This window comes from Amycolatopsis sp. NPDC024027, assembly GCF_040638975.1.
In the GTDB taxonomy this organism is placed as follows: domain Bacteria; phylum Actinomycetota; class Actinomycetes; order Mycobacteriales; family Pseudonocardiaceae; genus Amycolatopsis.
The window spans coordinates 766,141-779,124 of sequence record NZ_JBEZYY010000001.1 but is presented as its reverse complement, the minus strand read 5'-3'; the positions used below and the strand labels follow the sequence as shown (position 1 = coordinate 779,124).

General features: G+C 68.2%; 8 protein-coding genes and 2 tRNA genes. 7 read left to right on the top strand and 3 right to left on the bottom strand.

Going from position 1 to position 12,984, the window contains the following annotated elements:
- Positions 1-198: 198 nt before the first annotated feature.
- The gene (locus tag AB0F52_RS03770; RefSeq protein WP_360164195.1) at positions 199-1,524 is read right to left on the bottom strand and encodes a tachylectin-related carbohydrate-binding protein; all 1,326 of its coding nucleotides are present in this window, start codon (positions 1,522-1,524) and stop codon (positions 199-201) included.
- A gap of 64 nt (positions 1,525-1,588) precedes the next feature.
- Complete coding sequence (locus AB0F52_RS03765) at positions 1,589-2,902, bottom strand: tachylectin-related carbohydrate-binding protein (protein WP_360164193.1); 1,314 nt, start codon at positions 2,900-2,902, stop codon at positions 1,589-1,591.
- A 411-nt stretch (positions 2,903-3,313) separates the two neighbouring features.
- Between AB0F52_RS03765 and AB0F52_RS03760 the strand changes: the two genes are divergently transcribed.
- From AB0F52_RS03760 to AB0F52_RS03735, 6 genes are all read left to right on the top strand, one after another.
- Positions 3,314-3,382 (top strand) — tRNA-Trp (locus tag AB0F52_RS03760).
- A 51-nt stretch (positions 3,383-3,433) separates the two neighbouring features.
- Positions 3,434-3,506 (top strand) — tRNA-Arg (locus AB0F52_RS03755).
- Positions 3,507-3,817: 311 nt separating this feature from the next.
- The gene (locus tag AB0F52_RS03750; RefSeq protein ID WP_360164191.1) at positions 3,818-4,684 is read left to right on the top strand and encodes an alpha/beta hydrolase; all 867 of its coding nucleotides are present in this window, start codon (positions 3,818-3,820) and stop codon (positions 4,682-4,684) included.
- A 108-nt stretch (positions 4,685-4,792) separates the two neighbouring features.
- Positions 4,793-6,178 (top strand): MFS transporter, encoded by a 1,386-nt coding sequence (locus tag AB0F52_RS03745; protein WP_360164189.1) that lies wholly within the window; start codon positions 4,793-4,795, stop codon positions 6,176-6,178.
- A 14-nt stretch (positions 6,179-6,192) separates the two neighbouring features.
- Entirely contained in the window at positions 6,193-6,816 is a 624-nt protein-coding gene (locus tag AB0F52_RS03740) for a TetR/AcrR family transcriptional regulator (protein ID WP_360164187.1), read from the top strand.
- Between the two features lie 280 nt (positions 6,817-7,096).
- On the top strand, positions 7,097-7,645 hold the full coding sequence (locus AB0F52_RS03735) for a hypothetical protein (protein ID WP_360164185.1): 549 nt from the start codon (positions 7,097-7,099) through the stop codon (positions 7,643-7,645).
- Here the strand turns inward: AB0F52_RS03735 and AB0F52_RS03730 are convergent.
- The gene (locus tag AB0F52_RS03730) at positions 7,560-9,332 is read right to left on the bottom strand and encodes a toll/interleukin-1 receptor domain-containing protein (protein ID WP_360164183.1); all 1,773 of its coding nucleotides are present in this window, start codon (positions 9,330-9,332) and stop codon (positions 7,560-7,562) included. The genes AB0F52_RS03735 and AB0F52_RS03730 overlap by 86 nt on opposite strands.
- Before the next feature lie 157 nt (positions 9,333-9,489).
- Here AB0F52_RS03730 and AB0F52_RS03725 point away from each other — a divergent pair, with 157 nt between their 5' ends.
- Positions 9,490-12,975 (top strand): glycosyltransferase, encoded by a 3,486-nt coding sequence (locus AB0F52_RS03725; protein ID WP_360164181.1) that lies wholly within the window; start codon positions 9,490-9,492, stop codon positions 12,973-12,975.
- The last annotated feature ends 9 nt before the right edge of the window (positions 12,976-12,984 follow it).

Genomic DNA, 12,984 nt, shown 5'->3' with positions numbered 1-12,984 from the left:
TCCGGTCACGCGGGGCCGGCCGGATCCGGACCGTGGCTGCCCGGCGGTTCCTCGTCCGGTACCGGCCCCCGTACCCAGTGCAGGTTGTCCGGTTCGGGCCACCAGCCCCCCGGCTGCGGCCGAGGATCGCCGCCCGTCTCGCCCCACCAGCGTGCGGCCGGTTCGTCTCCCATGCCGGAACGCCGGGCCCCGGAAGGGCTAGGCGCCGAACGGCTGGGCCGACAGCAGCGTCTGCGTCCACCCCTGGGTGTCGACCGGGTCGGTGCCGAACCCCTGGATGTCCGAGCCGTCGAAGTCGAACGGGTTGTGGTCCTGGTAGCGGTACAGCGCGCCGTCGCGGGTCTGGGCGTAGTACAGGCCGTAGCCGGGCGAGACGATCTGGTCGAAGGTGCTCCAGCGGTCCGCCAGCGTCGTCCCGGTCCAGGTGTGGTCGGCCGCGATGTGGTACGAGCGCAGGACGCCGGCGGTGCTGATGCCGACGAGCCAGTCGTCGCCGGTGGCGGCGATGGTGCGCATGGTGAACCCGGTGCCGATCACCACCCGCTGGCCGATCTGGTTGCTCGCGGGCTTGGGCCGGGAGACCACGTAGGACATCAGGGTGGTGCCGGCAATGCCGTAGAGGTGGCCGTGGCCGTCGTAGGTCAGCATGTCGTGGGTCCAGCCGCTGCCGAGCGCGACCGGGGTGCCGAGCTGCAGCGAGTTGTTGTTCGTGATGACGTCGACGCGGTAGAGCACGCCGGCGGGCGAGGTCGCGAGCACGGTGTTGAAGTTCAGCGTGGCCAGCGCCTTCGGCGTGAAGCCGAGGTTGTCGGCCGAGACGAGGGTCTTGGTGCGGTCGCCGGTCTGCGAGTTGATGGTGCTGTAGGTCAGCCGACCGTCGGCCAGCGCGCCGTAGACCGACACGGTGCTCGCGGCCGGGCTGCTCAGCTCGTCGACGATGCGCTGCGCGTCCGCGGCCTGCGGCTGGTAGCGCTCGGGGAAGGCGGAGCGCTGGACCCGCTGGCAGACGTCGCCGATCGCGGCGGTGCGCCAGCTGCCGTTCGGGTAGAAGTCTTCCATGACGTCGAGGAAGGCGTTGGTGGCCCAGGCCGGGTTGAGCCGCTGCGACTCGGTGCCCCAGGAGTCGAGCTGCTGGAACAGGCCGAGGCTGGTGTGGTCGACCTTTTCGCTGATGTTTTCGAGCAGGGATTCGACGATCGTGGTGGTGATCGCGATGACGGCCGCGCGCTCGTCCAGCCCGCGCGCCTGCACCGCGTCGATGACGGCCCGGGCGCAGGAGACCCGGTAGGGCGTCATGTGACCTTTCAGCGTGCCGGTCAGGACGCTGTTGAGCCGGGAGGCCGAGGCGGTGTCGGCCGCGGTCGGGCCGCCGGGGACGCAGGCCGCGGTCGCGTAGGCGGCCAGCTGCTCCATCCGGACGGCCATGGCGTCGGATTCGGTGGTGGCGCTCGCGGCGGTCGCGCCCGCGGTGAGGATGGACAGCGCGGCGAGGGCCGCGGCGATCGATCTCGTGGTGGTGCGCATGAGGACTCCAGGTGGTGGGGGCGGTGCCGCGGCTCGGGCCGCGGCACCGCGCGGAAGGGAAGGATCAGGCGCCGGGCGGGGAGACGTAGCCGGAGATCAGCTGCTCCTCACGGCCGGACCGGGCGGTGTCGGGGTCGATCACCCGCCGCGTGACCTTGTTGCTGACGTTGCCGCCGACGACGGTGAGCGTGCCGTCGGGGTGCACCGCGGTGATCACGTCGACGTGTCCGCCCGTGCTGCCGTTCGGCGGGCCGTAGATCACCCAGTCACCGATCTTCGGGCTGCCGTGCGAGCTGCCGGTCCGGGACTTGAACAGGCCGTGCTCGACACCCCACTCGCCGAGGCCGCGGGCGACCCACGTGCCGCGCGGCACGTTCGCCACGCCGGCCGCCGCCCAGGTCCAGGTGGCGAACATCGCGCACCAGTCGTTCGCGCCCTGGTTGCACCCGCTGTTGTACTTGTCGCAGTTCGCTTCGGTGGTGCCGACCTCGCCGGTGGCGAGGGTGGCGATCTTCGAGCGCAGCGGCTTGACCGGGGTGGTGCTGGTGCAGCCGGCCGGGTCGGCCGAGAGCAGGTACTGCGTCCAGCCGCGCGAGGCAACCGGGTCGTCCAGGTGGTAGGCGATGTCCGCGCCGGACCCGTCGGCCGGGTCGTCGTCCTCGTACCAGTACATGGCGCCGTCGGGGTTCTTGCCGTAGTACAGGCCGCCGCCGGGGGACACGAGGTTTTCGAAGCTCTGCCAGCCGGCGTCGTCGAGCTGGGCACGGGTGTAGGTGGTGCCGGTCTGCGAAACGGCGTAGCTGATCAGCTGACCGTCGGACGCGGTCGCGATGAGCCGGTCGTCCCCGGACGTGGCGAGCGTCTTGAGGGCGAACCCGCCGCTGCCGATTTCGCGGCGCTGCCCGATCTGGTTCGCGCCCGGCTTGGGCGCGGAAACCAGGTACTGCAGCAGCGAACCGCCGGAGGTCGTGCCGTAGAGGTGGCCGTGTCCGTCGTAGGACAGCAGGTTGTGGGTCCAGCCGTGCTGGACGTCGATCGGGTCGTCGAAGGTCAGGCTGCCGCTGTTGGTGACGATGTCGACGCGGTAGAGGACACCGGCCGCCGAGGTGACGAGCAGCGTGTTGAAGTTGAGCGTGGCCAGCGCTTTCGGGGAGAACCCGAGCGACTTGGAGGAGACGACGACGTGCGTGATGTCGCCGCTGTCCGGGTCGATCGTGGTGTAGGTGAGCTTGCCGTCGGGCAGTACGCCGTAGACCGACACCCCGCCGGTGCACGACGCCGCGGCGGAGGCGGGAGCGGCGGTCAGCGTGGCCGTGGTGAGGCCGCTCAGCAGCACCGAGAACGCCAGCACCGCGGCGCGCACTCTGTTTTTGAACATGGGAAAACCCCTCGTCGAATGGAAGATTGGTGTCGGCAGCGGCCCCGGGTAAGCGGCTCGACGAGGCAGAGCTTAGGAGAGGTTTCGGTGGGGGCGCATGAGCGAATCCGGCCACTGTCCGCATGCGGACACCCGGGGGTGGGTTCGCGGCCCTAAATGCGTTGACCGCACGGGGCTGGGTGCCGGAGGATGGTTCCACCGGAACGAAAACTCGGGAGAAACCATGACGCACATGCGGACGCGAGCGGCGCGGCACACCGCGGCTGCCGCGTGTGCACCGGTAGCCCGCCACCTCCGGTGGCATGGCCTTCCTGGCTCCTCGTCATGACGTAGTCCTCGTCATGGCTCGGGAGCCGCCCATCGGGAAACCGATTCGGGCGGCTTTCTCTTTTCGTGCGTTCGCAATTCTTTATCGGCGTGCTTCGGAAGCGGCGCGGTCTCCAAAACCGCGACCCGAGGGTTCGACTCCTTCCGCCGGTGCCGTTTTTTCTGCGCTCGTCTCGGCCGCAACAGTGCGGGCGACGCGAGTGCGCCCCCGTGGCTCAGTGGAAAGAGCAGCGGCTTCCGAAGCCGCAGGTCGCAGGTTCGACTCCTGCCGGGGGCTCTCGGCGGTGCGTCCCGGACGCGCCGCCCGGGAGACGCGCCGGAGCGCGGGCGATCCTTGCACGATCGCCTCGGTGGGTTCGACACCCACGTCTTCCACCGTGGCCGATGCCGAAGGAGACGAGGCCCCGGGCTGTGGCCCCGGGCGAAGCCGGTGCGAGTCCGGTCGGCCACTCACGCGCGCGGTTCGGCGACCAGCGGGGCTTCATACGCCCCGCCGACGTGGATCGACACCACGGCGCGCGACTCGGCCGGGCAAAACTGTCGGTGCCCCGGCCTAATCTCCCGGGGAGACCTGACCGGGGAGGAACCATGACCACCACGCACACACTGGAAACACCGGAAGCCGACATCGTCTACGACGTCCACGGCCCGGCGCCCGCCGAAAGCCCGCGGCCGCCGCTGCTCATGATCGGGCAGCCGATGACCGCCGAAGGGTTCGGCTCCTTGGCGTCGCACTTCGCCGACCGCACCGTGGTCACCTACGACCCGCGCGGGCTCGGGCGCAGCGTCCGCAAGGACGGGCGGGAGGACCACGTGCCCGCCGTCCAAGCCGAAGACGTCCACGCCGTCATCCGGGCGCTGGGGGCCGGCGCCGTCGAGGTGTTCGGGAGCAGCGGTGGCGCGGTCACCGCGCTCGCGCTCGTCACCGCCCACCCCGGCGACGTCCGCACCCTGGTCGCCCACGAGCCACCGCTCATCGGGTCGTTGCCCGACGCCGCCGCGGCCGCGCGCGCCGGCCAGGCGATCCGGGACGCGTACCAGGCCAAGGGGTTCGGCGCCGGGATGGCGGCGTTCTTCGCGATGACCTCGTGGCAGGGCGAGTTCACCGACGCCTACTTCGCGCTGCCACCGGCGGACCCGGCGCAGTTCGGGCTGCCGGTCGACGACGACGGCCGCCGCGACGACCCGCTGCTGACCGACCGGTCCCTCGGGGTGACCACCTACCGGCTCGACGTCGAGGCGCTGGCCGCCGCGCCGACGCGGATCGTCGTCGCCGTCGGCGAGGAATCCCGCGAGGTCTTCACCGGGCGCGCCGGGGTCGGGACGGCCGGGCTGCTGGGTCAGGAGGCGACCGTGTTCCCCAGTCACCACGGCGGTTTCCTGGGCGGCGAGTTCGGCTACGCCGGCCGGCCCGAGGCGTTCGCCAAGAAGCTGCGGGAGGTGCTCGAAGGCTGACCCCCCTCTCTCCAACGCACGGCGGACTCAATCAAACATTTGGTTGACAGAGTCGTCCGCCTGGTTGACGATGGCCGCGTCAAGGTCGTCGCTGGGGAGAGGTACGTCGTGGAGAAACACGCGCTCAGGTGGTGGGCACTGGCGGTCGCGGTACTCGCGGTGCTGGTGGACATGATCGACAACCAGATCGTCGCGGTGGCGCTGCCGACCATCCGGCGGGAGCTCGGCACCGGTGATGCCGCGCTGCAGTGGATTTCGGCCGGGTACGCGCTGGGGTTCGCGCTCACGCTGATCACCGGAGGGCGCCTGGGCGATCGCCACGGGCCGAAGAAGCTGTTCGTGGCGGGCATGCTCGTGTTCACCGCCGCCTCGCTCGGCGCCGGTCTCGCCGGGCACGTCGGCGTGCTGATCGCCGCGCGCGTGGTGCAGGGCGTCGGGTCCGGGCTGATGGTGCCGCAGGTCCTGTCGTTCGTGCACGCGGAGTTCGACGAGCGGGAGCGGCCGAAGGCGATGACCTGGTACGCGGCCGCGTTCCCGGTCGGCGGGCTCGCCGGGCCGCTGCTGGGCGGCGCGTTGACGGAGGCCGATCTTTTCGGGACCGGCTGGCGGGCGATCTTCCTGGTGAACCTGCCCATCGGCGTCCTCGCGCTGGCCGGGGCCCTGGTCACCATGCCGGGCCGGCCGGGGTTCCGCCGGCACCGCATGGACCCCGTCGGGCTGGCGCTGCTGACCGCCGCGTTGTTCGCGGTGTTCTACCCGCTGGTGCAGGGGCGCGAACTGGGCTGGCCGGTGTGGTCGATCGTGCTGCCGGCGGCCGCGGTCCCGCTGTTCGGCGTGTTCGCCTGGCACCAGCGGCTTCAGTTCCGCCGCGGTGGCGAACCGCTGCTCCCGCCGGACCTGCTGCGGCACGTCGCCGGCAGCCAGGCCGTCCTGCTCTGCGTCAACACCGGGGTCGGCGTGTTCTTCGTCCTGACGTTGCACCTGCAGCTCGGGCTCGGGTTCACGCCGTGGGAAGCGGCTTTGACGTTCGCGCCGTCGACGCTCGGCATCGTCGCGGGCAACGTCCTGGCCATGCGCCTGGCCCCGAAGTTCGGCCGGGCGTTCACCGCCGGCGGTGTCGCGGTGCTGCTGGCCGGGCTGGTGCTGCTCGCGGTCCTGGTGGCGCAGGAGGACTCCGCGCTGAGCGGTTGGGCCCTGCTGGTGCCCGTGATCGCCGTCGGGCTCGGCCTGGGTGCGGTGCTGAACTCACTGTTCGCCGCCTCGATGGCGGGGATCCCGCCCGAACGGGCCGGGGCGGCGTCCGGCGTCGTGAACACCACAGTCCAGCTCGGCACGGCGACCGGGATCGCCTTGTCCGGCACCGTCTTCTTCGCCCGGCTGGACAGCGGATCCGCCTCCGCGACGGCGGGCGCGCTCGCGGTCAGCGCCGGCGTGCTGGTGCTCGCCCTCGCCCTGACTCACCTTTCTGTTCCACAGAGTCAAGCGGTTGGTTGACGTATAGTCGCGGCGTGACCGCGTCGAAGCCCCGCCGTTCGCCGAAGCCCCAGGAACGCCAACGGGATCCGGAGCGCACCCGCCGGCTGATCCTGGAGGCGGCGGGCGCGGAGTTCGCGGCGAAGGGCTACGCCGGAGCGCGGATCGCGGCGATCGCGGCGCGGGCCGGGGTGAACCAGCAGCTGATCTCGTACTACTTCGACGGCAAAGAAGGCCTGTACCGCGCGATGTCGGAGGAGTGGGGGGAGCGGCAGAGCGAGCTGATGGCCCCGGAGCTGCCGCTGTCCGAACAGGTGCGCCGGATGGCGCTGGAGGCACTGGCGAGCCGCGACGGCGTCCGGCTGCTGGCGTGGTCGGGCCTGGAGTACGAGGGCCCGGACACCGACCCGGACCACGCGCCGCGCACGCAGCGCCTGGCGGGGTCGGTGGCGCAGATCGCGGCCCTGAAGGCCGAGGGCCGCCTGCCGGAGTGGGTCGACCCGGCGTGCCTGACGGTACTGCTGATGGCGGCCGCGATGGCCCCGGTGACGTTGCCGCACGTGGTCGACGGACTGACCGGCACCGACGGGGACTCGCCCGAGTTCGTCCGGCGCTACGCCGACCAGCTGGCCCGGCTGGTGGAGCACCTGGGGCCGTGACGGCCGTCAGTGCGTGACGGGTTCCGCGGTGGCGGGGGACCCGGCCGGCCCGGAGCCGGGCGGACTGGACGGCGCGGCCAGCGCCAACCCGGCAACCAGAGCGATCACAACGACGAACAGCGCCGCCCGGACAAGCGCGGCAAGGGAACAGACGACCATCATGGCAGGCTCCTCGCAATTCCCCGTTGAACGGGATTCGTGTCATCTCGCGGGTCTCCGCGAGATTCGGTCTGCTTCGATGGTGCGCGCCGCTTCGCAGGTGTGATGGCATCATGGCAGCATGCTTTGGCTCCCTCTGTTCAGCACGGTCATCGGTGCTGTCATCGCGTTGTCGGGAACGTTGCTGAGCGGAAAGCTTGTCGCGGTTCACCATCTGAGCAGAGAGCGTGAAGATTTCCGCCGCACGGTGTATGTCGACTTCTCCACCGCGCTTGACGCTGCTCACTTTGCGCTGCGCTCGGTAGCGCAAGATCCAGGTCCTGGGCGAGACTTGCGCGCTGAAGCCTCAGCGGCGATCGCCGAGTCGGGTTTGCACCGGACCCGGGAGAGTCTGTTGATGTTCAGTCCCGTCAAGGTGTCCAGTGCAGGCGAGTCTGCATTCTTGGCGTTGATCGAAATGCGTCGAGTCGTTCAACAAGGAGAAAATCCGCAGTCTGCGAAATATCACTCCGCCTATCACGCGTTCGCCGAGAGGATCTGGAATTTTCGTCTGGTGGTACGAAAGGATGTAGGAGTGGAAGCCTTCACTCCTGGCTCATTGGGACATTCGGAGTGGTCCGAACGGGAGGACTGCTCGCTATGCCGCGGCTCTGCGCAACGCCCGAACTGATCGGGCGGTCCGAGTCGTCGGGCGATTCCTGGGCAGAAGCCGGTTCTGCAAGCAGCGAGCGCAACCTGCGTTCGTCGGATAGTGGCAGGTCAGGACGGCTCACGAGCACTCTGCTTGCCATGGCGCGGATACCGTCGAGCATTGTTGCCGATGCCGTCGGCGTCCCGGCCAATCGCAGGAGTTCCGTGACGAAACAGGTGGTGATGACCGCGTCGTCGGCCTCGCTGGTACGGGCAACTGCCGTGACGACCAGGGGGTGGAACGACCACCAGTTCTCCCTGCGGGTGGCCAGCAGCCGCCGTCTTATGCCGCCAAGCGCCTCCGCCGTACGCCAAGTACTGCCGATCACGGCGGCGATGAGTTCGGCAGGAAGTGTGAGCGAGCCACTCACTGCCGCGAGACGGATGATGGACTTCTCATCCTCGGTCAGTCGATTCAATACCGGCCCGACGGCTGCTTCCGCACGGACACTGCCGTCACCGACCGCGGCTTCGTACTGCGCCACCGAGATGAAACCCTGTGCGTCTCGCAGTTGCTCGCCGGCGGTGGACAACGCTCCGCAATGCCCTCCCAGCCGCTCGGCCAGCTGTCCCGCCGCCCTGAGCTCCCCTTCCTCAGCGAGGGGACGGTAAGCCCTGATCAGGGCAATCGCATCGGGCGTGGGCAACGCCCCCAGTTCGAGCGCGGGGGTGCCGCAGTCGAAGATGTTCTCCCGGCTGATGAGGATGGTGTGGAGCAATTGCCCCACCGGGGGAACCACGCGGGGGAGGTCGGCGGGGTCGAAGGTTTCGGGGATTTCGTCGATGACCCAGAGGAGGGGCCGGCCGCGCTGCCTCAACGCACCACCGAGCGCGATGACGAGATCGCTTGGCCGAGATCGCCTGCCGGGACGACGCAGTCCGGCGGCGACCGCAGCCGACCGCAGGCTCTCCGAGTACGGACCGGACCCTCGTGTGGGCTGCTCCCCGGCCCGGTGCCAGAAAACGCCCGCGGGGTACGCATTGCCGAAACTCCATGCGTAGGCGGCGGCAAGTGCCGTCTTCCCCGCACCTGGAAGGCCGCACAGTGCGGCTACCGGCCCGGACAACGCTGTGTGCGCGAGTGCGTAGCCGGGGCGGTGCAGAGCGCTGTGCAAGGCCCAAAGCTCCGGGTACCTGCCGACGAATCGGTGGCGGCCGGGAATCGCTCCGATCCACGGCGGAGCTTTCGGTGGCACCGGGATCCCGAGCGTTGTATCGACCGCCCGCACCTTGGCTCGGATCTTCTTCGCCAACGTGCGTGCCGTAGACGCATCGCCCGGCGGCACGGCATATTTGGCGTCCGCCAGCTCGATCGGCTGCAAGTGGTCCGCACTCGGTTCGGGATTCACCACCAGTATGCGATCGGACGGCGATCCGGACTGCTGAGCTGCGATGAAGGCAGCCATCAGCTCTCGCTGGCACGCGGGGCGGCTAGCGAACTCGCGGGAATAGATCGCGACGAGCGTTTTGGCCGCCGAGAGCGCACTGGCGATTCGTTTGTCGATGCTCTCGAACTCGTCGATCATGTCGTCGACGAAGACGCGAAGGCCGAGATGGTGCAGCTCGCCCGCCAGCCGCTGCGCGAGCTTTCGATCTTGCCCGGTGAACGACAGGAAAACGTCGTACCGCTCAGTCGGCTCGTTCCGTTGCTCGTTTTCGAAAATCACCGGATCCCCGCCCCTGTCGCGCGCAATTCGACACCCTGGACGGCTCCAAGGGTAGTCTGACCGGAACCGGAGTCAATGCGGACGGAGGCTTTCAGGCGTGTCGGACACTCCCTTCGCCGCCAGATTACGGAAGCTCATGCGAACCACGCGGATGTCCTTGGACGGGCTGGTCGCGGCGACCGGCGCGCCGATCGAGGCATTGGCCCCGGTGGTCGTGGGTGACCGGTTCCCGTCCCCGGAACTGGCCGACGCCTGCGACCGCGCGGTCGGCGGCCGAGGCCGGTTGCGTAGCTTGGCGTTGCTGCCGAGGGCCACTGATCCGAGAGTCGCAACTCCGTTCTCTCTTCGCCCGCAGGTTCTCCACGGCAGCGCCGCGCTGTACGGCCGGGACAACGAACTGCAGGACGTGGCCGACGCGCTCGTCCCGGGGGGTACGCAGCCTTGCTCGACGAGGCGTGCGTGTCTGCTTCGCGGCCCATCGGGCATCGGCAAAACGGCGCTGAGCATCCATGTTGCGATGCGTCTGAAGGGCAAGTTCGCCCATGGCCGTCTCTACGAGGACTTGCGTCTCTGCCGCGGCATGGGAGCCGAGGAGGCGACAGCCGAGGTGCTCGACCGCCTGCTCCGTGGGCTGGGCGTGGCCGCGCGCTATGTCCCCCGGACTCTCGAGGCCCGTGCGGCGCTCTACAAGAAGTGGATGGCCGACCGGTCGGTTCTGGTCATCGTCGACGGGCTGACCAACGCTGACCAGGTGAAATACCTGCTTCCCGGCTCGGCGACCGCCTCCGTGCTCCTCATTGGCCGTGATGTCCGCATCGCCCCGGAGGACGGCTTGGAGCTCACTTTGCCGGGCCTGGCCGATGTGCCGGCGTTGAAGCTGTTGAACGCGTCCGGAAAGCTTGACCTGACCGACTCTGGCACGGTCGACGTTGCTCGCTGGCTTCTTCGGCGGTGTGGAACCCGGCCGCTGACGCTGCGGTTGATCGGTGGCTGTGTTGGTGTCCGCGGACGCGCTGTGCTCGATACGCTCGACCACAGCCTGGCGAACGTCGCCGACGGGGACGGCGAAGCCGAGCTCGAAGACGTCGCCGAAGCTTGCCTGGCGGTCTTGCCACTCGCATACCGGCAGAGAGTCGAACGGCTGGCGCTTCACCCGGGAGAAAGCATCGGGTGCGGAGCGGCGGCGAGCTTGCTGGATGAAAGCCTTCCCGCGGCCAAAGCCAGCTTGGACGACCTGTGTTCCAGCGGGTTCCTCGACCGTTATACCGAAAAGTCCTGGCACTTTCCCGAGTCCCTGATCGATCGATTCCGTGCGACTTCGGGCATGCCGTCAGGGGCCGTTGCTTCGGTGCAGCCGCTTCTCCGGCTTTTCGGCTATTACCTGGAATCGGTTGCCGCTGCCGACCTGCTCCTAGCTCCGTCGCGACACCGGTTCCCGCTGGTTCGCATCTCCGCCGATCTGGCTGTCGAAAAATTCCACGACAAGGAGGAAGCCCGCGCCTGGATGGACGGCGAGCTAGACAACCTGCTTGCGGTTGCCTCGGGGATGTGTTCACTAGCCGGTGAAGTGCAAGCAGGTCGCGGTCTCACTGCCGAGGAAGCTGTTCAAGTAGCCACGGCCTGCTGGCAGTTTGCTTACGCCGCGCGTGGATACTTGTTCGAAGAAAAGCCTTGGCGAATTTGGGTTTCGCTCTACCGGGTGGGCCTCGACGCTGCCTACAAAAACCAGAAAGATCGACTCGCTCATGGGTTGATGCTGGCCAACCTGGGCATGGCTCTCGGCGAGTTCGGCGATCTGGGGGAAGCTTGCCGTCGTCAGAACAGCGCTCGGTGGGCCTTCGAAGAGGCGGGCGACGAATACGGCGCGACGAACGCGATCCACAACGAAGCTTGGTTGCAGTACTACTCCGCTCGATATCAGGCTGCTTACGAACTGGCTGAGAAAGCTCGAGAGTTCTATCGATTCCGGAGGAATGTCTACAACGAGGCCATCGCGTTGGACTGCATGGCGAGATCGCTCCTGGCGATGCCGAATACCAAGGAGGCAATCAAGTATTTTCAGCAGGCTCTCAAGAAGGGGAGATCCTCGTTTGACCGCGCTGACCTGGCGCAAATGGAATCTCACCTGGGTGAAGCGTTTATTCGATGTGAGAGCTTCGCTGATGCGCAGAAGGCTTTTCGGCGCGCCAGAAGATTGAGTGTGATTGCCGCAAGTCGGGCTGACGAGGTGGTGGCACTCGAAGGGCTGATCGAGGCTGCGCACCGGACCGGTGATTCGGAAAAGGTAGGTTTGTGGCAGGATCTGGCCGAGCAAGCACACGTAGTTTTCGGATCAGAAGACCACTCGAGGCCGAAGGAATTTCCGGTGAACCCGGAGGTATCGCCTGCGAGCGCGGTCACCGCTCCGCCGCTGCCGGGAACCGGTCAGCCTGACGACGAAGTAAGCAGGAATTCCGGGCCGCGCATCCTTGCCATCGACACGGACTGGGTCTCCGTGCACGGTGGACTGACGACCTTCAACCGCCGGCTCTGCGTTGCACTCGCCGACGCGGGGGCGGAAGTCTACTGCCTCGTGGCGGAGTCCGAGCCGCAGGATCGAGACCGAGCGGCGGAACAAAAGGTCTGGCTGCTGGAGGCAACCCGGAGTGACGACGACACCGTTCGCGAAGCACTGATGCGGCGGCCCAGGGATTTTCCCGCCGATGTCGCTCCGGACCTCGTCATCGGGCACGGCCGGATCACCGGCCGGATCGCGGCGTGCCAGCAAGAAGACCATTACCCGACGGCCGCCCGCCTCCACTTCATCCATACGGCGCCGGAGGAGACGGAGTGGCTCAAGTCCCACGTGACCGATGCTGGACTGCGGGCGGAAACGCGGGCAAACCTTGAACGACAGCTTGCCAAGGAAGCTGACTTGGTCTTCGCGGTCGGCCCCAAGCTGCGTGACGACTACGAACCCCAGCTGCGCGGCAGCAGGACGAAGGTGCACCAGATCGACCCCGGCTTCGACGGTGTTCCGGTCGGCTTCGATGCCCCGCCCGACGGCACACACACGGTTCTGGTCAGTGGGCGTCTCGACGACAAGTACGTCAAGGGCTTGGACATCGCGCTGGGCGCTGCTGGTCAGGCGCTTGATGCGCTGAGGTTGGCGGGGCGCGGCCCGATGCGCGTGGTGCTGCGAGGCGCTGCCGAGAATGATCACGCCGCTTTGCGTGAGCTGGCCGAGAATCCCCGGCTCCGCGTGGTGCCGCGGGCATTCGTCACCGATGAAGAGACCCTGCGCGAGGATCTGGCTGGTGCCAGCTTGCTGCTCATGCCGTCACGGAGTGAAGGATTCGGGCTGGTCGGCGCCGAAGCCATCGTGGCGGGGGTCCCCGTCCTGGTCAGTGCCGACAGCGGTCTCGGCTACCTGCTCAAACGTTTGGCGCCCGATCTCACCCACGACTCCATCGTGCCCATGACCGGCGTGAAGTCGAAAGACAATGGCTTCTGGGCCGAGCGGATCACGGCCGTGCTCATGGACGTTCCGGGTGCGTTCGCCAAGGCGGCGGAAATCAGAAAATACCTGGCGGCGCAGCGAACTTGGGCGAAGGCGGCGGATTACGTCTTGCAGACGGCTCGGCAGCACGCGTCGGCAGGGTGATCGACTTGC

Bases quoted from the DNA above. Each gene is read 5' to 3' on its own strand.
- AB0F52_RS03770 (WP_360164195.1), bottom strand. From the start codon at position 1,524: ATGCGCACCACCACGAGATCGATCGCCGCGGCCCTCGCCGCGCTGTCC.
- AB0F52_RS03765 (WP_360164193.1), bottom strand. From the start codon at position 2,902: ATGTTCAAAAACAGAGTGCGCGCCGCGGTGCTGGCGTTCTCGGTGCTG.
- AB0F52_RS03750 (WP_360164191.1), top strand. From the start codon at position 3,818: ATGACCACCACGCACACACTGGAAACACCGGAAGCCGACATCGTCTAC.
- AB0F52_RS03735 (WP_360164185.1), top strand. From the start codon at position 7,097: ATGCTTTGGCTCCCTCTGTTCAGCACGGTCATCGGTGCTGTCATCGCG.